This is a genomic window from Tepidimicrobium xylanilyticum, from assembly GCF_900106765.1.
Lineage (GTDB): Bacteria > Bacillota > Clostridia > Tissierellales > Tepidimicrobiaceae > Tepidimicrobium > Tepidimicrobium xylanilyticum.
This window is the reverse complement of the sequence record NZ_FNNG01000003.1, coordinates 223,747-244,737: the sequence shown is the minus strand read 5'-3', so window position 1 is coordinate 244,737 and position 20,991 is coordinate 223,747. Positions and strand designations below refer to the sequence as shown.

The 20,991-nt window shown below is 33.8% G+C and carries 19 protein-coding genes; 18 read left to right on the top strand and 1 reads right to left on the bottom strand.

The genetic code is table 11. From position 1 onward, the window contains the following. The first annotated feature begins 110 nt into the window (after positions 1 to 110). From BLV68_RS05410 to BLV68_RS05395, 4 genes are all read left to right on the top strand, one after another. Positions 111 to 1,964, top strand: coding sequence for an S-layer homology domain-containing protein (locus tag BLV68_RS05410; protein WP_093751605.1), 1,854 nt, complete (start codon positions 111 to 113; stop codon positions 1,962 to 1,964). Positions 1,965 to 1,969: 5 nt separating this feature from the next. Further along, entirely contained in the window at positions 1,970 to 5,671 is a 3,702-nt protein-coding gene (locus tag BLV68_RS05405) for a chitobiase/beta-hexosaminidase C-terminal domain-containing protein (RefSeq protein WP_093751603.1), read from the top strand. 59 nt (positions 5,672 to 5,730) lie between these two features. Then, positions 5,731 to 6,123, top strand: a complete 393-nt coding sequence (locus BLV68_RS05400; protein ID WP_093751601.1) for an SLAP domain-containing protein — start codon at positions 5,731 to 5,733, stop codon at positions 6,121 to 6,123. 202 nt (positions 6,124 to 6,325) lie between these two features. Continuing rightward, positions 6,326 to 7,051, top strand: a complete 726-nt coding sequence (locus BLV68_RS05395; protein ID WP_093751599.1) for a L,D-transpeptidase family protein — start codon at positions 6,326 to 6,328, stop codon at positions 7,049 to 7,051. Between the two features lie 65 nt (positions 7,052 to 7,116). Here BLV68_RS05395 and BLV68_RS05390 read toward each other — a convergent pair whose 3' ends face one another. Continuing rightward, positions 7,117 to 7,344 (bottom strand): alpha/beta-type small acid-soluble spore protein, encoded by a 228-nt coding sequence (locus BLV68_RS05390; RefSeq protein ID WP_093751597.1) that lies wholly within the window; start codon positions 7,342 to 7,344, stop codon positions 7,117 to 7,119. 369 nt (positions 7,345 to 7,713) lie between these two features. On the opposite strand from BLV68_RS05390, the gene lysA reads away from it, so the two are divergent. The 14 genes from lysA (at position 7,714) to BLV68_RS05320 (ending at position 20,973) form a co-directional block, all read left to right on the top strand. Further along, positions 7,714 to 8,976, top strand: a complete 1,263-nt coding sequence (gene lysA, locus BLV68_RS05385; protein WP_093751595.1) for a diaminopimelate decarboxylase — start codon at positions 7,714 to 7,716, stop codon at positions 8,974 to 8,976. A gap of 155 nt (positions 8,977 to 9,131) precedes the next feature. Beyond that, positions 9,132 to 9,317: a spore coat associated protein CotJA gene (locus BLV68_RS05380; RefSeq protein WP_093751593.1), complete on the top strand. Its 186-nt coding sequence runs from the start codon at positions 9,132 to 9,134 to the stop codon at positions 9,315 to 9,317. Next, the gene (locus BLV68_RS05375; protein ID WP_093751591.1) at positions 9,310 to 9,567 is read left to right on the top strand and encodes a spore coat protein CotJB; all 258 of its coding nucleotides are present in this window, start codon (positions 9,310 to 9,312) and stop codon (positions 9,565 to 9,567) included. Before BLV68_RS05380 ends, BLV68_RS05375 begins: the two co-directional genes overlap by 8 nt. 14 nt (positions 9,568 to 9,581) lie before the next feature. Beyond that, a complete protein-coding gene (locus BLV68_RS05370) occupies positions 9,582 to 10,154 on the top strand; it encodes a manganese catalase family protein (protein ID WP_093751589.1) in 573 nt (190 codons plus the stop codon). 294 nt (positions 10,155 to 10,448) lie between these two features. Then, the gene (locus tag BLV68_RS05365; RefSeq protein WP_200773655.1) at positions 10,449 to 11,972 is read left to right on the top strand and encodes a glutathione ABC transporter substrate-binding protein; all 1,524 of its coding nucleotides are present in this window, start codon (positions 10,449 to 10,451) and stop codon (positions 11,970 to 11,972) included. Between the two features lie 84 nt (positions 11,973 to 12,056). Beyond that, positions 12,057 to 12,983 (top strand): nickel ABC transporter permease, encoded by a 927-nt coding sequence (nikB, locus tag BLV68_RS05360; protein ID WP_093751587.1) that lies wholly within the window; start codon positions 12,057 to 12,059, stop codon positions 12,981 to 12,983. A 12-nt stretch (positions 12,984 to 12,995) separates the two neighbouring features. Next, positions 12,996 to 13,901: an ABC transporter permease gene (locus BLV68_RS05355; protein ID WP_234949834.1), complete on the top strand. Its 906-nt coding sequence runs from the start codon at positions 12,996 to 12,998 to the stop codon at positions 13,899 to 13,901. A 13-nt stretch (positions 13,902 to 13,914) separates the two neighbouring features. Beyond that, positions 13,915 to 14,904 carry an ABC transporter ATP-binding protein gene (locus BLV68_RS05350; RefSeq protein ID WP_093751585.1) on the top strand — a complete coding sequence of 330 codons (990 nt, stop codon included), beginning with the start codon at positions 13,915 to 13,917 and terminating at the stop codon, positions 14,902 to 14,904. Next, positions 14,904 to 15,872 (top strand): ABC transporter ATP-binding protein, encoded by a 969-nt coding sequence (locus tag BLV68_RS05345; protein WP_093751583.1) that lies wholly within the window; start codon positions 14,904 to 14,906, stop codon positions 15,870 to 15,872. Before BLV68_RS05350 ends, BLV68_RS05345 begins: the two co-directional genes overlap by 1 nt. A 309-nt stretch (positions 15,873 to 16,181) precedes the next feature. Next, positions 16,182 to 16,727 carry a rubrerythrin family protein gene (locus tag BLV68_RS05340; RefSeq protein ID WP_093751581.1) on the top strand — a complete coding sequence of 182 codons (546 nt, stop codon included), beginning with the start codon at positions 16,182 to 16,184 and terminating at the stop codon, positions 16,725 to 16,727. A 162-nt stretch (positions 16,728 to 16,889) separates the two neighbouring features. Further along, positions 16,890 to 17,153, top strand: a complete 264-nt coding sequence (locus tag BLV68_RS05335; RefSeq protein WP_093751579.1) for an HPr family phosphocarrier protein — start codon at positions 16,890 to 16,892, stop codon at positions 17,151 to 17,153. Positions 17,154 to 17,165: 12 nt separating this feature from the next. Further along, complete coding sequence (ptsP, locus tag BLV68_RS05330) at positions 17,166 to 18,875, top strand: phosphoenolpyruvate--protein phosphotransferase (RefSeq protein ID WP_093751577.1); 1,710 nt, start codon at positions 17,166 to 17,168, stop codon at positions 18,873 to 18,875. A 118-nt stretch (positions 18,876 to 18,993) separates the two neighbouring features. Further along, positions 18,994 to 19,698, top strand: a complete 705-nt coding sequence (locus tag BLV68_RS05325) for a PrsW family intramembrane metalloprotease (protein ID WP_093751575.1) — start codon at positions 18,994 to 18,996, stop codon at positions 19,696 to 19,698. Positions 19,699 to 19,764: 66 nt separating this feature from the next. Continuing rightward, on the top strand, positions 19,765 to 20,973 hold the full coding sequence (locus BLV68_RS05320) for a CapA family protein (protein WP_159428622.1): 1,209 nt from the start codon (positions 19,765 to 19,767) through the stop codon (positions 20,971 to 20,973). The last annotated feature ends 18 nt before the right edge of the window (positions 20,974 to 20,991 follow it).

Sequence of the window (20,991 nt, the reverse complement as noted above, 5' to 3'; positions counted from 1 at the left end):
TTGTACAATTTATACAATTTATGCAATTTATATAATTAAATGTATCTATATATATGATATAGTATATTTATTCCAATAAATTTTTATAATGTGCTAAGGGGGGATAAAAATTGAAACAACACAAGGCTAGTAAAGTTATAGTACTGAGTGTTATGATTTGTATACTATTCTTTACTGCAGATACTTTATCTTATGGAGAAAGTCATTGGGCACAAGATGAAATCAATTATTTATTATCAAAAGGGATTGTTTCAGGATATCCAGATGGGACATTTAAACCAGATAAACCTATTACCAAGGCAGAGTTTATAAAAATTATTAACAGAACAATAGGTAACAGGTGCAAAGCTAATGTACCTTTTAAGGATGTGAATGAGAATGACTGGTTTTATGATGAGATAGCTAAAGCTATCAAATCTTGCTATGTACAGGGATACGGAGATAATACTTTTAGACCTAACAATCCAATTACAAGAGAAGAGGCTGCTAAAATTTTAGCTACTGCTTTTAAACTAGAAAATGATAATTTAAATAATGGTAATTTTATCGATCAAAAGGAAACAAGTAATTGGACTCAGGAATACGTTGCCCTATTAAAAAACAAGGGATATGTATCAGGTTATGCAGATGGGAGTTTTCGTCCTAATGTTCCAATTACTAGGGCGGAGTCAGTAAAGATGATTACCAATGTTAGTGGTGAAATCATTAATGTAAAAGGGGAATATTCTAAAGCTATGGCAAAAAATCTACTAGTAAATACTACTGGTGTAGTATTGAAAAATATTCATGTATCAGGGGATTTGTATTTAACAGAGGGAATTGGAGATGGAGATATTGTTTTAGATAATGTAACTATTGATGGCACTGTATATATTACAGGTGGCGGAGCAGATGGTATTAACATAAAGAATTCACGTATAAATAAAATTATAATCAATAGAGTAGATGGATTAGTGCATGTAGTATTTGATAATTCAAGATCCTCTTTGGTGGTGGTAAATAAAAATACTAAACTTTTTGTTAAAAGGGGTACTATAATTGAAAAAATTGAAATTATAGGGTCATCTAGCATTAATATAGCAAAGGATGCTGAAGTTGACAAAATTGAAATCAAATCCAAAGGTGTGGAAATAGCAGTAGAGGGCAATATTAAATCAGTGATTGCTAATGAAGAATATAAACTAAATAATATGATTATTAGTAAGGGAAGGAAATTTAGTATTAAGGATGGCAAAGTTATAGGACTTAAAAAAGATGATGAGTATAAAGGGATAGAACCTAAAGATGATTATGATGCTTATAAGGATGACTACAGGGATGATCATGAAGGTGATGAAGAACCAATTCCTGTAGATTATATACTTACTGTAAAAACGGATAAAAATAGCTACAGATTGGACGAAAAAATAATAATAACAGGGAACATTTCTAAAGGTAATATCGGATTATCAAATGTAGATATTACATTAAAGCTAGGTGATGAACCTATAACTGTAGATCAATTAAAGACGAATAAAAATGGTGAATTTATCTATACATTTATGGTGCCGGAGAATACAACTCCGGGAGAATATGAATTAGTAGTAAAAGCTAATGAGCCTGTTAATATGGTTAAGAAATTGATAATAATATTATTTGAAGTGGATCAAAAGTATAATGTTGATGTAAAACTAGATAAAGAAAGATATGCAATAGATGAGATTATAACTGTAACTGGTAAGATACTAGAAGGTGAAACATTATTACATAATGTAGATATTACTCTAAAATTGCAGGATGATGCCGAAAATGAGTTAATATCCGTAGATCAGCTAAAAACCGATGAAAATGGGAATTTTAGCTATAGTTTTAAGGTACCTGTAGGTACAAAATTAGGGAAATATGAACTGATATTAAAATTAAATGAACCAATAAATAGGTTCTTAGAATTTCCAATTCAGCTAATTGAAAGGGTAAGGGGGTAGTGAGGTTGAAAAACAAGATTCATAAAAGTTTAAATGTAATTTTATCATTAATAATGATATTAAGTATTACTTTTATCATAGGCATGCCTATGATAGTAGAGGCTGAGGAGCAGGTTTTTGTTGAGACATTTGATAATTTCCCTGAAACCAGTGAAAGATATTCAAGTGGTAGTTTTGTAGGAGTAAACGATATTACATGGAACTATGAAGGTGCTAGAGGGGATTTAGATGCTTATGAAATAGATGGCAGAGGAATTATGTTTAGAAGACCGGGAGATGGGGCTAAAATTTATGCTAATATTGAAGGCGGGATAAGTAGCTTTTCGATAGATACTAAAAAAGCATTTACAGGTTCAGGTCGAAGGGAAATTGAATTATTGATAAATGATAAATCAAAGGCAACATTTCTATTAGATAATAGCAATGATGGTGTTCAAACATTTGAGATTAACAATATAAATATATCAGGTAATTTTAAACTTGAAATAAGGCATATTGGTACAAAAGACGGTTCTCAAATAGTTATAGACAATATTACTTGGACTTCTTATACTGGACACTCTGATAACAAAGTTCATAACGTAACAGCTACACCAAAAGAAGGTAGAGTTAGCAAAGGAACAGAGATTATATTAGAAACAAGAACTGAAGGAGCAACTATATATTATACATTAGATAGTAGTGATCCAGATACTAATAGTACAGTGTATACTGGACCAATAGTTATAAATCAAACTACAACCATTAAAGCAATAGCTGTAAAGGAAGATATGGAGGATAGCGATATATCTGAATTTACTTATACAGTATTTGAAAGCACCCCTATTAATGAAATTAGAAAGCTAGGCGATGACATAGAAGTTATGGCAGAAGGTATTATTACCGCTGATTTTGGCGATACCATATATATCCAAGATGATACTGGGGGTATAGCAATATATAAAAGGGGTTTTAATAAGGGCAGTTTGAAATTAGGAGACAAAGTGGAGGTGAGGGGAAGAACCAGGACCTATTATGGTTTAAAGGAAATAGTATTAGACTCGGATAATGACATAAAATTTTTAGAGAATTCAGAAGTCCCTGAGGCGAAAGTATTAAAGTCTAAAGAAATAACAAACGATGTGCAGGGGCAATTAGTTAAAATTGAGAATATATTTGTAGAATCCGTAGATAGGCATAGGATATTTACCTTAAGGGATGATAGTGAAGGAGCAACATTTGCTAGGGAATTTGAATCCCGTTTGATAGAAGTAGGAAATTCTTATGCAAGTATTACAGGCATTGTAGTATATGAGTATGATCAGGTAAGACTTTTAACCCGTTTTCCGGAAGATATAGTAGAGGATAAAACAATAGTTAAGCCAGTACAAGCTAATCCTAGTGGTGGAAAAGTAGTTGCTGGTTCTAAGGTTGAACTGTCAACAAAAACTGAAGGAGCAATTATATATTATACAACTGATGGTAGCGAACCAACAATTGAAAGCAATAAATATACTAGTCCAATAATTATAAATGAACCTATTATCTTAAAGGCAATAGCTGTAAAAGAAGGTTTGAAGAATAGTATAGTTGCCACTTTTGAGTATGAGATAGCTGATATAGAACAAGGGGTCAAGATTTCGGATATTCAAGGTGCGGGGCATAGATCACCCCTTGAAAACGAAAGGGTGATCGATGTAACTGGAATTGTGACAGGAATATTCGTAGATACTTGGAATGATGGCTTCTTCATACAGGAAATAAACCCCGATGATGACCAAATAAAATCAAAAGGTATTTTTATAAATAGGAAGGCAAATGGTATCAATACTAGTGTGAATGTGGGAGATATGGTAATCGTTAGCGGGGTGGTAAAAGAAGATAAATTTGAAAATGTATATGATAATACCTTAACAGTAACTCAAATTCATGCTGATGAAATAAGCGTATTATCCAGCAATAATTCTTTACCTAACCCAGTTTTGATAGGCAGAAATGGAAGACAAGTTCCAGATAAGATACACGATGGAAACTGGGAGATATTTGCTCCAGAAACTAAAGCATTAGATTTTTATGAAAGTTTAGAGGGTATGTTAGTAGAAGTGGAAGAGCCATTGATAGTAGGGGTTCGGGAAGATTATGGTGAAATAATAGTACTGCCTGATGAAGGAGAATGCTGTGCAGATAGGCTTTCTAATAATAATGGCATATTATTATTACCAGGACATCATAATCCACAGAGAGTATTAATATCCGACAAGATACTCCCTATTACAAAGGACAAAAAATTTGATGATCCTAATTTTAGAGTTAAGGTAGGGGATAAATTTGACGGCACGGTTGTTGGGATCATGTCCTATGATTTTGGGAATTATAAACTATATAATACAGAAAGGCTACCTAATATAATAGATGGAGGGCTTAGAAGGGATACAACTAAGATAGCCCCCCATGATGAAAAGCTTAGTATGGCAGTATATAATGTGGAAAACTTTTCGGCCAAATCTACTGACAGACTAGATGGATTGGTAAGGGATATTATTGAAAATATGAAATCCCCAGATATAATTGGGCTTGTAGAAATACAGGATAATGATGGAGAGGGAGGCAAAGCAGGCTCAGATGCTACTGAAACTCTTAGTATGATTATAGAAGGTATTAAAAAGAATGGTGGACCTGAATATGGGTTTGTAAATATAAATCCTGAAAATAATAAAGATGGTGGAGCACCAAATGCTAATATTCGTCCAGCATTTATATATAGGAAAGATAGGGTATCTATAGTAGAAGCAGAGCCTGGAGATGCAACGACTCCTGTAGGACTTGAAGGTGAGGGCAAAAATACAACCCTTACTTTAAATCCTGGCAGAATAGATCCTAATAACCTAGGGTTTGAAGATAGCAGAAAACCAATAATAGCAGAGTTCAAGTTTGGTGATGAGAAAATATTTGTAATAAACAATCACTTTGCATCTAAGAGAGGTGATACTCCACTATTTGGAGCTATACAACCACCAGCAAATGGAAGTGAGGAAAATAGGCATAAACAAGCAAGAATAGTAAACGATTTTGTAAAAGATATAATGGCAAGGAATCCAGATGCTAATATAGTAGTAATGGGTGATTTAAATGATTTTCAGTTTTCTGAAACCTTGAGAGTTTTAAAAGGGGAAGAGATGATTAATGCAATAGATTTACTGCCTATAGAAGAACAACATACTTATGTTCATGAAGGTAATTCTCAAGTATTGGACCATATATTAGTGAGTAAAAATTTAGAAGGGAAAATAGAAGTAGATATTATAAATATAAATGCAGAATTTATTGAAGCTCATGGGAGGATAAGTGATCATGATCCAGTAATGATTCAAATAGACTTTTCTAACGAAGGAGCAGAAACTCCTATAGGAAATGAACTAAAAATAGAGAAACCTAAAATGGAGAGCTTTAATTATGGAAATATTGCTGAAATTAAAATAAAGGTGAAAAATGGAACTACTAAATCACAAGATATAATCTTAATTGCAGGGGTATACGAGAAGGATACGAATAGATTGATAGGCCAATTAAAGACTATTTCCAAAACTGTTAGTGCTAAAACTATTGAGACCATTGCAACAAATATTAAAGTTCCTAAGGTAGGGAATTATGTAGTAAAATACTTTATATGGGATAATTTGGAGAATATGAAGCCGTTAACGGATAATGAGATTGTACCTGTGCAATAAATACAATAAAATAGAAGGCAGCTTGTGCTGCCTTCTATAAAAGTATAAGGGGTGTTAATATGGGTAAAGACTTTCAAATTGATTTACAAATGAATGGGAGCAAATCGAATGAGGCAGTTAAATATTTACAATTTGAACTGGATAAGTTGAATAAACATAGGCCTATTATGAAAGGGGAAATATTAATAAACACAACTCATGTTGTTGAGGAGGAGGATTATATACGTATAGGATTTTATATTAGAAATGGTACTAATCAAAGAATTACATTAAACCAAATACCAGTTAAATTTTTATCTCACAATGGTAGTGTTGCTTATATTAAAGGTTTCAAATTAGACAAACCTATTGTAGTCTTTCCATATAAGGCTATCCCCCATGCCATAGTAATAGGAAAAGAATTCGATAATGCAAAATATCTAAAAATAACCGTAGATAGTAGGTTAGGTTAAAAAAATGGACCAGTCCGTTAGGGCTGGTTATATTTATTTTATCTATTACATATTGTTTTTATAGAAAGAAGGTTAAAACAAAGGTTAGATTTGACAATAAGTGTATTCGAGTTTTCTTAAATATATATTGAAGTTAGGATATAAACTAGAGTTTTAATTATTTTATATCCGCATATAAATAGTACATAGGGGGGATGGATGGATGAAGGGGCGAATAAAGACCACACTTTTATTATTTTCATTGGTATTAATGGTTATATTGATTGGAAATAACATTCATCTTTTATTAATTCAAAAAAGTATGGATTCAGAAAACAAGGATACCTATTTGAAGATAGATAAAAATAAAATTGCCATACTTATTGAGGTAGATAAAAAGAGGCTTTCAGTAATAGATTTGGCTACAGGTAGTACTATAAAGTCGTATGTAGTGGCTACAGGGAAGCCAGAAACACCAACTCCTTTAGGAACTTTTAAAATAGTAGAAAAGGCCAAATGGGGTGGCGGATTTGGTTCCCGATGGATTGGACTAGATGTGCCCTGGGGTAAATATGGAATACATGGAACTAACAAGCCAGGTTCTATTGGTTTTAATGCTTCTGCAGGATGTATAAGGATGAGGAATAAAGATGTGGAAGAACTTTATAGCCTTATAAATTATAATACTACTGTTGCCATAGTAAGTGGAGATTATGGTCCTTTTGCACATGGCTTTAGAAAACTACGACCAGGAGATAGAGGTTCAGATGTGATGGAGGTACAGAAGCGATTGAAATTAAAAGGATATTATACTGGAGTTTTAGATGGCATATATGGGGAAGGAATGAAACATGCTTTAATCCAATATTTAAAGGATAATGATCTGGCTTTGACAGACACTATCGAATATGAGATTTATGAAAAATTAGGTATAATACTAATGGATTAATAATGGAAATTGAAATTTTTTTAATATTAAAAGGCAGGTTATAAACCTGCCTTTTTCAATAAAACCTATCTAGTTGTAGTTCCTCCACCCATGCTTTGTTGTGCCATCTGAACTAATCTCTTTGTCATATATCCACCAACATAACCATTTTGTCTAGAGGGTAGATTTCCTTTGTCAATTGAATTGTAGTTTGACAAACCAAGTTCAGAAGCGATTTCTAATTTCATTTGATCTAAAGCTTGTCGTGCTTCAGGTACTAGTATTTTATTGGAGCCAGTATTGTTGTTAGCCACTATATTCACTCCTTTCCTAGGTATTAATTTTTATTTTTATATGAAATTGTAGTAGTATTATGTGTAGAAAAAGCAAATATAAACCATGTAAATTTATGTAGCAGTGGTTCTATTAGTTAACCAGACCATAAAAAGAAAATTTTTTGGGAAAACTATGTTGAAACAGTACGTAAAAATGGAATATGGTACGAGCATCAGGAAATTTGGCAATTTGCATAGTTTTAGCTGTGATTTTTTATAATAAGTTCGAAAACTAGGAATTAATTGAATAGATTGTTCACTTTATTCAATAAGTATAAGCGTTTATATTGGTATGATTATTGCTTGTTAATTAGTCAGAAGAATTATTTGTAGAAAGGACGGATTAATATGACCAACTTTAAATTTGCTGGAGTCGATACAGTATATTTAGCGAATAAATATAAAACCCCATTATATGTTATGTCTGAAAATATGATTTTAGATAGAATTAACGAAATTAAAACCAATTTTTTAGAAAAATATGAAAATACGGAGGTTTTCTATGCTAGCAAAGCTTTTTTGACCAAAGAAATGGCAAGAATAATAAAAAGTGAGAAGCTTGGCATAGATGTAGTATCTGGTGGGGAATTGTATACGGTTATGCAAGTGGATTTTCCTCCAGAAAAGATTATTTTTCATGGGAATAATAAAACTGAAGAGGAATTGGAAAAAGCTATAAAGTATGGAGTAGGCAGGATAATAGTAGACAATTTATATGAACTTTCCTTATTAAACAACATCACTCAAAGATATAATAAAAAAATTAATGTACTTTTTAGAGTTACTCCAGGAGTAGACAGCAATACCCATAAATATATTCAAACGGGACAGATAGATTCTAAATTCGGAATACCTTTAAGTCAAGGAATTATATTTGAAGCTATAGAAAATGCTTTAAAATCAACTTATATAGGACTATTAGGTTTTCATTTCCATATTGGTTCTCAGATTTTCGATAAAGAAAATTATATTAAAGCAATCAAAAATGTGGTTAATCTTATGGCGGAAGCTAAAAACAGATTTGGATTTATAACTAAGGAATTGAATATTGGTGGTGGTTATGGCATAAAATATATCGATAAGGAAGAAAGAAAACCAATTTCTTATTATACGGATGCTTTCATGGAGGAAATTGAAGAAAGCTGTAATGATTATGGCTTAGAAAGGCCTAAGGTTATAATTGAACCAGGGCGATGGATTGTTGGGGAAGCTGGTATAACTTTATATACAATAGGTGCAATAAAAGAAATTCCCGGGGTAAGAATTTATGCAAGCGTTGATGGAGGTATGACTGATAACCCAAGGCCTAGTTTATATCAAGCGGAATATAAGGGAATTATCGCTAATAAAGCAGACAAAGAGCCTAGTGAAACTGTTACTATAGCAGGTAAATGTTGTGAATCAGGAGATATATTAATTTGGAACTTAAAGGTACCACCAATTGAATCTGGAGATATTCTGGCAGTTTTGTCTACTGGAGCTTATAATTATTCTATGGCTAGTAATTACAATAAGATTCCTAAGCCAGCTGTGGTTATGATAAAGGATGGTGTAGATAGGTTAATTGTAAAGAGGGAAAGTTATGAAGATATGATAAAAAATGAACTGTAAATGGCCTCATTTTAGTGGGCCATTTTTATTTTGTCATTTTAATATTTGGAAAGCACATTGGTTACTATTTTCATTCTATTTATTGTAACAATTTAATATATTTCACGTACAATATATTGAATCATAAATTCATATATTCATGAGGAGGATTGTAAATGAATAGAGATTATTATGAAAGGGGAAGGGAAAAGCAATTGGCTAGAGTCTATATACCCTTTCAAATTATGAATCAGGTATTTAGTCCTAGTGAAGCCCTAATGAGAGGTACTTTGTTTCCAGAATTGTATATGCCCTATAGGAAAGAAAGAGGGAATTTAAACGGAGGTGGGTATTATGGATAGGGAACAAATGATGCTTTTAAAGGAGATTATGGAAGTAGGTTTTTTACTAGTGGAAACCAATTTATATTTGGATACCCATCCAGAAGACGAAAGAGCTTTAAGACTCCATAATACCTATTCGCAAAAATATGGAGAGTTAAAATCTCTTTATGAGGCGAAATATGGCTTATTAACCTTTATGGGTATGAGTAGCTGTCCTTGGTCTTATATCAATGGACCCTGGCCTTGGGAAATAAACTTTGACATGTAATAGGAGGGGAAGCTATGTGGATATATGAAAAGAGATTACAATATCCAGTTAGAGTAGATACGACTAATCCTACTCTGGCAGCTATGATAATCGAGCAATTTGGTGGAGCTGATGGGGAATTATCAGCAGGCATTAGATACTTAACTCAAAGGTGGACCATGCCTACTAATCAAGCTAAGGCAATCTTAACAGATATAGGAACTGAAGAATTAGCACATTGGGAAATAATAGGAACCTTAGTTTGGAAGTTGGTAAAAGATGCTTCTGTAGACCAAATAAAGGGAACTCCTTTTGAAGCCCATTATGTAAATCATGGTAAAAGCCCATTTCCACATAATGCAGCAGGAGATGCTTGGTCAGCTAAATTCATTAATTCTAAAGGCGACCCTGTAGCGGACCTTCATGAGGATATGGCAGCAGAACAAAAAGCAAGAGCAACTTATGAATGGCTAATAAATATAAGCGATGATCCAGGGGTAACGGATACTTTAAGGTTTTTAAGGGAAAGGGAGATAGTCCATTTTCAAAGATTTGGAGAAGCCCTTATGATTATACAAGATGAATTAAATAGAAAGAAATATTATTAAAGGTAGAGAAAAATTCTCTACCTTTTTAGCAAGACAAAATTTTTATAATCAATAGAAAAGTCAGTAAAATTACATAATTCCAATATTACACACAAGTCACACTAATCAGAATATATTGACAAAATTATATTGGTGAAATATAATCACATTTAGTGGGACTCCAAAAAAGGGTTATAAATTTGGAAAGTAATGGTTTTATATTACATAGTATGAAATAGAGCATCATATTAATTGCTGTTTATAAATTGAGATTTAATCTCAATTTATAATAAAAAGTAATAAGGGGGAGATTTTGTGTTTAGCAGAAAAACCTATTTTGTCCTGTCAATCTTACTAGTCTTGATGCTGACCTTATCTGCTTGTGGTAGCAAAGAGACTGGAGGAAGTGGGAAAGATGAACTAGTAGTGGCTCAAGGGGCAGACCCTAAATCATTAGATCCTCATGCCTCTAACGATCAACCTTCTTCTAGGGTTAATAAGCAAATCTATAATACCCTAGTAGAAGCAACTGAGGACATGGAGATAGAGCCAGGACTAGCCGAAAGTTGGGAACAAGTTGATGAAACTACTTGGAGATTTAAACTAAGAGAAGGGGTTAAATTTCATAATGGTGAAGAGCTAAGAGCAAGCGATGTGAAATTCAGTTTAGACAGAATGATGAATTCACCAGAAGTAGCTCATATAGTTGGAGCTGTAGAATCTGTTGAAATTGAGGGTGATTACACAGTAATAATAAAGACCAAAGAACCTTTCGCACCTATATTAGCTCATTTAGCCCATACAGCTGCTTCAATACTAAACGAAAAGGCGGTTACAGAGGCTGGAGATGATTATGCAAATAATCCTATAGGCACAGGGCCTTTTAAGTTTGTAAGTCATGATGCAGGAGATAAGGTTACATTAGAAAGATTTGATGATTACTTTGGTGAACCTGCAAAGGTCAATACTTTAATATTCAGAAATATACCAGAAGGTACTAATAGAACCATAGGTTTAAAAACTGGAGAAATCGATATTGCTTATGATATAGAGCCAATTGATTTAGGCAAGGTTAGAGAAGATGATAAACTAGTATTGATCGAAGAAGAATCCCTATCTACATCATACATAGGCTTTAATACTAAAAAAGCTCCATTCCACGATGTAAGAGTTAGAAAGGCTTTAAATCATGCTGTAAATGTTGATGAAATAATAGAGGTAGTATTAGAAGGAGCAGGTAAAAAGGCCACAGGACCTATTAACGATAAGGTGTTTGGCTATAATAAGGACCTAAAAGGATATGAATATGACCCAGAAAAGGCTAAGGAATTATTAGCTGAAGCTGGTTACCCCGATGGATTTAAAACTACCATTTGGACAAATGATAGTCCGGTAAGGGTTAGAATAGCAGAACTGGTCCAAGCCCAGCTTAAAGAAGTTGGAGTCGAGGTAACAATTGAAGAAGTAGAGTGGGGTGCTTATCTAGAAAGGACTGCTGCTGGAGAGCATGACATGTTCATATTAGGGTGGGTTACTGTAACTGGTGATGCAGATTATGGACTATATGCATTGTTCCACAGTTCTCAGCATGGCGGAGCTGGTAACAGAACCTTCTATACTAATTCTGAGGTAGATAAGCTATTAGACCAAGGTAGAACCTCTATAGATGAAGGTGAAAGATTAGAAGTATATGCTAAAGCTCAGGAATTAATTGTAGAAGATGCTCCTCAATTATTTCTATATTTCCAAACTCAAAATGCTGGGGTACAAAGCAATGTAGAAGGATTTAGATTACATCCAGCAGGACATCATAAATTAGTAAATGTAAGCTTTAAGTAATATTAAAGTGGATGGTACTGGAGTCCTTTCAAAGGACTCCATACCATTGCTGTTCAATTGGTTAGCTAATGAAGGAGGGAAACAATGCATAAATATATTGTTAGAAGGTTAATAATGTTAATACCAGTAATTATAGGAGTTACCTTTATAGTATATAGTATTATGTTCTTTACACCTGGAGATCCAGCGTTAATTATACTAGGAGAAAATGCTCCCGAGGAACAGGTTGAAAAATTAAGAGAAGAAATGGGATTAAACGATCACTTCATTATACAATATTTAAGATTTTTAAAGAATGCCTTAAAAGGCGATTTTGGTAGGTCCTATTCAACAAGAAAGCCAGTCTTTGATGAAATCTTTTCCAGATTTCCAGCCACTTTAAAACTATCTACAGCAGGATTATTAATAGCTGTTGCAATTGGTATCCCAGTTGGTATAATTTCCGCTACTAAACAATATTCAGCAATAGACAGTATTACCATGATTCTAGCATTATTAGGAGTATCTATGCCTAATTTCTGGTTGGGATTAATGCTAATACTATTATTTTCAGTTAATCTGGGTTTATTACCTTCTGGAGGGGATGCAGGATTTTCCTCCTTAATACTTCCTGCAATTACCCTTGGTACAGGAGTGGCTGCTATTATAACCAGAATGACCCGTTCATCCATGCTAGAGGTAATAAGGCAAGATTACATAAGAACTGCAAGGGCTAAAGGAGTTGCAGAAAGAAAGGTGATAAATAAACATGCTTTAAAAAACGCACTAATACCTGTAGTTACTGTTATAGGGCTTCAGTTTGGATATCTATTAGGGGGGGCTGTACTAACTGAAACCGTATTTTCCTGGCCCGGAGTTGGTAGGCTTATGGTAGAAGCCATCAAGCAAAAAGATACTCCTGTGGTATTAGCATCGGTTATATTTATGTCGGTTGTATTTAGTATTGTCAATCTATTGGTAGATATATTATATGCATTCTTAGACCCGCGTATAAAATCTCAATACAGGTAAGGAGGGCATAATATGAATTCAAGCATGTCAGCAGAAAAGGATGTTAATTTAAAACCTAATTCGGGACGGAAAAGATCACAGTGGGGTGAAGTTTGGCGAAGGCTTAAAAAGAATAAAATGGCTATGGTTGGTTTAATTATTATGGTCATATTAATTTTGCTGGCCATATTTGCAAATATAATTGCAGATTATGAAGAGGTGGCAATTAAACAGAACACTGCTATTAGATTACAAGGACCATCAAAGGAACACTGGTTAGGAACTGATAACTTTGGTAGGGATATATTCGCCAGGATAATCCATGGTGCAAGAGTTTCACTAATGGTAGGGGTAGTTGCTGTAGGTATTGCGGTATTAATAGGAGGAACCTTAGGTGCAATAGCAGGTTTTTATGGTGGGAGGATAGATAACATCATTATGAGGGCGATGGATATTTTTCTAGCTATTCCAAGTATATTGCTTGCCATTGCAATAGTTACTGCTTTAGGTACCAATCTATTTAATTTAATGTTAGCTATTGGGATTTCCTCTATTCCAGGTTATGCTAGAATAGTTAGGGCCTCGGTATTAACTGTGAAGGACCAAGAGTTTATAGAAGCAGCTAGGGCCATAGGGGCATCTGACTTTAGGATTATTACCAAACATATAATCCCCAACGCATTGGCTCCAGTAATCGTTCAAGGAACTTTAGGAGTAGCAACAGCTATACTATCTACAGCTGGATTAAGTTTCATTGGACTGGGAGTACCTAAGCCTAGACCAGAATGGGGATCAATGTTGTCCGATGGAAGAACCTATTTGTGGGATGCTTCCCATATTACTACTTTCCCAGGTCTAGCTATTGTAATAACTATCCTTGCATTGAACTTATTGGGTGACGGGTTAAGAGATGCACTGGATCCACGATTAAAGCAGTAAAGGAGGGGAATATATGGATAATAACATTCTTGAAATAAAAAATTTAGTAGTACATTATATTACTGATGAGGGTGTAGTTGAAGCTGTAAATGGATTAGATATGGTTCTTAAAAGGGGGGAAACCTTGGGCTTAGTAGGAGAAACTGGAGCAGGGAAGACAACAACTGCTCTAAGCATATTGAGGTTGATTCCAAATCCTCCAGGGAAGATAATTAGTGGTGAAATATATTTTGATGGAGAAAATCTATTGGAGCTATCTGAAGAAGATATGAGAAGCATTAGAGGTAATAAGATATCCATGATATTTCAAGACCCTATGACCTCTTTAAATCCAGTTATGACCGTAGGAGATCAAATAGCAGAGGGAATCGAAATCCACCAAGGTTTATCTCATGAGGAAGCAATGGAAAAGGCAAATGAGATGTTGGAATTAGTAGGAATTCCAAAGGAAAGGGCTATAGATTATCCTCATCAGTTTTCTGGTGGTATGAAGCAGAGGGTGGTAATTGCCATAGCCTTGGCTTGTAATCCTAGTTTGCTCATTGCAGATGAGCCAACTACTGCACTAGATGTTACCATACAGGCTCAAGTACTGGAGCTTATGAAGCGATTAAGGGATGAGTTTAATACAGCTATGATCCTTATAACCCACGACTTAGGCATCGTAGCAGAGACCTGTGATAAGGTAGCTGTAATGTATGCTGGGGAGATAATAGAATATGCTACATTGGAGCAATTATTTGAAAATCCTAAACATCCTTATACACTAGGCCTTTTTGGTTCCATACCCAGCCTTGAAGAAGATGTGGAAAGATTGAAACCCATAAAAGGACTCATGCCAGATCCTACAAATCTTCCCTCAGGTTGTACTTTCCATCCTAGGTGTTCCCATGCCCAGGATATTTGCAAGAAACGAAAACCTTTTATAACCAATATAGAAGAAGGTCATATGGTGAAATGTCTAATATATGAAGGCGTTATAGAAGCAAAGGAGGTGCTTTAATGGCTGAAGCACTGTTAAAGGTAAAAGGCATTAAAAAGTATTTTAAAACTCCAAAAGGCATGTTACATGCTGTTGATGGAGTAGATTTTGATATGGAAAAAGGAGAAACATTAGGGCTTGTAGGGGAGTCAGGCTGTGGAAAATCGACTATAGGTAGAGTTATACTTCGACTTCTTGAGCCAACCGAAGGGGAAATCTATTTTGAAGGTCAGAACATAAATGAATTTAACAAAAAGCAGATGACTAAGCTTAGGAGGGATATGCAAATAATATTTCAAGACCCTTTTTCATCCTTAAACCCGAGATTATCGGTATCCGAAATTATAGCGGAACCTTTGATTATACATAATATTGTAGGCAAGAAGAATTCTGAACTGGAAAAGGAAGTACTACGTTTAATGGACTTAGTCGGGCTGGCTAAAAGATTGATGAATTCATATCCCCACGAGCTAGATGGCGGAAGAAGGCAGCGAATAGGAATTGCCAGGGCTTTAGCCTTAAAACCTAAATTCATAGTATGTGATGAACCCGTATCTGCGTTAGATGTTTCCATCCAAGCTCAAATATTAAATTTAATGCAGGATTTACAAGAAGATCTGGACTTAACCTATTTATTCATAACCCATGATCTGTCGGTAGTTAAGCATATTTCAGACAATATCGCAGTGATGTATCTGGGTAAAGTTGTAGAAAAAGCTCCTGCAGACGAATTGTTTAAAAATAGCCTTCATCCCTATACCCAAGCATTGCTTTCGGCTATTCCAGTTCCCAGTATAAAGAGCAAACGGGAACATATTATACTGAAGGGTGAGATAACATCACCAATAGACCCAAAACCTGGTTGTAGATTTGCAGCCCGTTGTAATTATGTAATGGACAGATGTTTTGATGAAGAACCAAAATTAATGGCAGTAGGAAGTGGCCATCAAGTAGCTTGTTTCTTAGTAGAAGAAAATACTGATAATTAACAAAAATTGTATACATTTAGTTTCCTAATCTTTATGAATTGAACAATAGAATATTAAAAGTCTTGTAGAAAGCAAATTTATAATATTTATTCAATGGTTATAGTTGCAAGAAGAATTATATCTGGAAATGATGGGATATAATGTCATGTTATGAAGGTTGTTTTATATGTATTTACATTTAAAAATGTAATAATACTAAGAATTTTGAATGAAAAAGTATTTGAAATGCTAATATAACTAGACTTATTTATTAAATAAGGATATAATATAAGTTAATAGTATATTTACTTTACTAAAGGGGGAATACATATGAACGCTATGACTGCAAGCAATTTAAGGTCGGCTTATGGTGGAGAAAGTCAAGCGCATATGAGGTACAGGATTTGGGCCGAAAAAGCTAAAAAGGATGGCTTTCCAAATGTAGCCCGATTATTTATGGCAACCTCCGATGCTGAAGAAGTACATGCTACATTGCATTTTAAAGCTTTAAAAGATGAAGTGGGTTCCTTTGATGTATTATCTGGTGGAGTGTTTGGCTATGATTCTACATCGGATAATCTGCAAGGAGCCATTGATGGAGAGTTATTTGAAGTGGAACAAATGTACCCTGCTTACATAGCTGTAGCAGAAATGCAAAATGAGAAGGCTGCACTTTCAGCTTATAGATATGCTATAGAAGCGGAAAAAGTTCATGCTGAATTGTTTACTAAAGCAAAAGAAGCTGTAGATTTAGGTAAAGATTTAGAAGCAGAAACTATCTTGTTATGCCCAGTATGTGGCTTTATTAGTATAACGGGTGAAGAAGAAACTTGCCCATTGTGTAATGCTAAAAAAGAATTATTTAAAGAGTATTGATGAGGTGGAATTTCCACCTCACTTTTTTATACAAACCTTTTCATGAATTTTATATTTACACCCTATTAAACTAATTTTGAAATCAATATGCATATTTAATATGCTTAATTATAATAAAATAAATAATAATAACTTATATAAATACAAAAGGAGGAAATTAATATGTATAAACAAGAGGTAACATTAACAAATGAAACAGGTCTTCATGCAAGACCAGCAAGTTTATTTGTAAAAGAGGCTTCAAAATTCACATCAAATGTAATCGTTGAAAAAGACGGGAAAGAATATAACGCAAAGAGCATTATGGGAATATTGAGTATGGGAGCTGCAAAAGGAGATACTATAATAATAAAAGCAGAAGGCAGCGATGCTGAAGAAGCAGTGAAAGCTTTAGTAAAACTTGTAAATGACAATTTTAACGAATAGGAGGCATTTCGCATGAAAGCCATAGGAACATCATCAGGAATCGCTCTAGGTAAGGTACTAGTGTACAAGGAACCTGATATTAAAGTTGAAAGAAAAGAGACTGAAAATTATAACGATGAAATTGAAAGATTAGATAATGCAGTTAAGAAAGGTATAAAAGAACTTGAAAGTTTATATGAAGAAACTTTAGCAAGTATTGGCAAAAAAGAAGCAGAGATTTTTAATGCCCATAAATTGATGCTACATGACCCAGAATACATTGAAGGTGTTAAAAACAAGATAAAGGAAGAAAAAGTTAATGTAGAATGGGCCTTGAAAGAGGTAACAGATTACTATATATCATTATTTGAGAATATTGAAGATGCTTATTTAAAGGAAAGAGCTTTAGATTTAAAGGATGTATCTAAAAGGCTTCTTAGGATATTAGCTGGAATAGAAGGTGGGGATTTAAGATCTATAAAGGAAAAATCCATCATTGTAGCAGAGGATTTAGTTCCTTCAGATACTGCTCAAATGGATAAGAAAAAGGTAGTAGGAATAGTAACTGAACTAGGTGGAAAAACTTCTCATACTTCTATAATGGCAAGAAGTTTAGAAATACCAGCAGTAGCTGGAGCGAAAGATATTACCAATTTAATAAAAGACGGGGATTTCATGATTATAGATGGAAATACAGGGATAATTTTAATCAATCCTTCTAAAGAGGAAATTGAGTTTTATGAAGAAAAAAAGAAGAAATATGAAGATTTTAAATCAAAAGTCAAGGAAATGAAGGGAAAAGAGAGCATTTCTAAGGATGGCATAAGGGTAGAGATAGCTGCCAATATTGGTACACCGAAGGATATAGATAATGTCATAGCAAATGATGGAGAAGGAGTAGGACTATTTAGAACGGAATTCCTCTATATGGATAGTGATAGCTTACCGACTGAAGAGGAACAATTTGAAGCTTATAAAATAGTAGCAGAGAAGTTGGAAGGGAAACCAGTTGTAATTAGGACTTTAGATGTAGGTGGGGATAAGGATATACCATATTTGGAACTTCCAAAAGAGATGAATCCTTTCCTAGGGTATAGAGCCATTAGGCTTTGTCTAGACAGAAGGGATATATTTAAGACTCAGCTAAGGGCTTTATTAAGAGCTTCTGCCTTTGGCAATATTAAGATAATGTTTCCCATGATATCCAATATAGGGGAAGTAAGGGAGGCTAAAAGAATTTTAGAAGAAGTTAAAGATGAGTTAAGGAAAGAGAACATTCCGTTTAATGAAAATATAGAGGTAGGAATAATGGTTGAAATACCTTCGGTTGCTGTACACTCAGATATATTCGCAAAGGAAGTAGACTTCTTCAGTATTGGAACCAATGATTTAATCCAATATACATTGGCAGTGGATAGAGGTAATCAGGATATTTCTCATCTATACAACCAATATGACCCCGCTGTATTAAGGTTAATAAAGATGACCATAGACAACGGTCACAAAGCAGGAATTTGGGTAGGTATGTGTGGGGAAGCTGCAGGAGATGAAAAGCTAATTCCTGTATTATTGGCTATGGGTTTAGATGAGTTTAGCATGAATCCAGCTTCCATATTGAAGGCCAGATATATAATAAACCATACATCAAAAAAAGAAGTAGAATCCATGCTTGATGAAATATTAAGCTTGCCAACAGCAGAAGATGTGGAAAAATTTATAGATAAAAATATAATAATTAGATGATAGGACCCGCTAAAGGCGGGTTTTAATTTTTTAATTGCTAAAGTTTACTAATATTTCTAGGATAATAATTTGATATCTACCAAATAATATATTTAACAATATTATTGGAGGGGATATTTTGAATACTAGATTATTCATAACTGCGATAACACCAGCAGTAGCCATAATACTTGCTATATACTTAAGCGATAGATATGATAGGGAACCATTAAAAATATTAATATTAACATATTTGCTAGGTGCTCTAACTGTGATACCCATAATTATAGTTGAGGAGGTATTATTGAGCTTTAATATATTTGGTGGAACTTTAGAAGCTCTTTATACTGCTTTCATAGTGGCAGGTCTTACAGAAGAATTCTTTAAAAGGGAGGTTATATTGAGAGTACCTTATAAGACTAGGTATTTTAATGAGAAACTAGATGGGATAGTATATGGAGTATTTTCATCCATGGGATTTGCTACAGTGGAAAACATAGTATATGTTGTATATCGATATGCCAATAATCCTCATGTAGGATTATACAGAGGGATTTTCTCCGTTCCTGCTCATGCTGTCTTTGGAATAACCATGGGATATTATTTATCGTTAGCAAAATTTGATGGGGACAAAATCAGATCGAGAAAAAATATGAGAAGATCTCTTTATATGCCAATTCTTCTACATGGTACATTTAATTTTATATTGATGACAAATATTCCTCAACTTAGTATATTATTTGTTCCTTATGTAATCTATATATGGTGGATAAACCAACAAAAATTAAATAAATTCATATACGATTCAAGAAATAGGATTATGGATATTGAAAGGGAGGAATAGCGGGTTGAAAATTTTTATGATAAATAATAAAATGGTAATATAATTGATGAAATGAGGATATTTATAATGAAGAAAAGAAATATAATAATACCGTCTTTGCTCTTACTACTTTTTTCCCTCTTTATCATTAACCAGTTTTTATTAAATATAACTAAAATCCATAATGGGACAAGCCAAGAAGAGAATGGATTTCTATCCCCTCTACCAGAATCTGAAATACCCCAAGAAGAAGAGGAAAAGATTACAACTGCTACCTTGTTAGCGGTTGGAGATATAATGTTTCATATGCCTCAAATAAAATCTGCCTATAATCCGGTCGATAATACTTATGATTTCAACGATGTGTTCAGATATGTTAGAAAATATATAGATTCTGCAGATTTATCCATTGCCAATTTTGAAACGGTAGTAGCAGGTAATGAAAGGGGTTTTTCTGGGTTTCCTAGGTTTAATTCTCCAGAAGAAACCTTGAAAGCTATTAAAAATGCGGGTTTTAATATTCTTACTACTGCTAATAATCATGCATTAGACCAAGGAAAGGAAGGGCTGTTGAAGACCATTGAATTTATTGAGAGGGAAGGAATGAAGAATCTAGGCACCTATAGGGAACCAAGTGACCAGTTACTTATAGAGAATATTAATGGCATAAAAGTAGCCCTATTATCCTATTCCTATGGTTTCAATGGTTTAGAATATAGTCTAACTGAGGAAGAACTTTCCTATTTGGTCAATAGAATAGATGAGAACAGAATTAAGGAGGACATACTGAAGGCAAAGGGGCACGATTCGGATATAATAGTAGTCTGCATTCATTGGGGTAATGAATATGAAAGGGAACCTTCGGAGTTTCAAGTTGAATTAGGAAAAAAAATGATAGAATGGGGAGCCAATATAATTTTAGGAGGCCATCCCCATGTAGTGCAAAGGTCTGAAATTGTCCATTATGGGGGGAAAGATAATTTCATCATATATTCCATGGGGAATTTTTTATCTAATCAGAGAAGAGAAAATGTCAACACTAAATATGCAGAGGATGGAATAATGGTTAAAATCTTGCTAGAAAAGGATCTTATTAGAGATGAAACGATTATAAAAGACATTACCTATATACCTACTTGGGTTAGAAGGTATAATGATAATGGAGTAAAGTATGAAATACTGCCTATTGTTGATTTTCTTGAAGATGAAGGGCTATATTCAATAATTAGTGAAAAGGAAAGAAAGAGAATAGAGGAATCCTATCATGATACACTGGAAAAGATGGCACAAAATTAACTAAATTCTGAATTTATT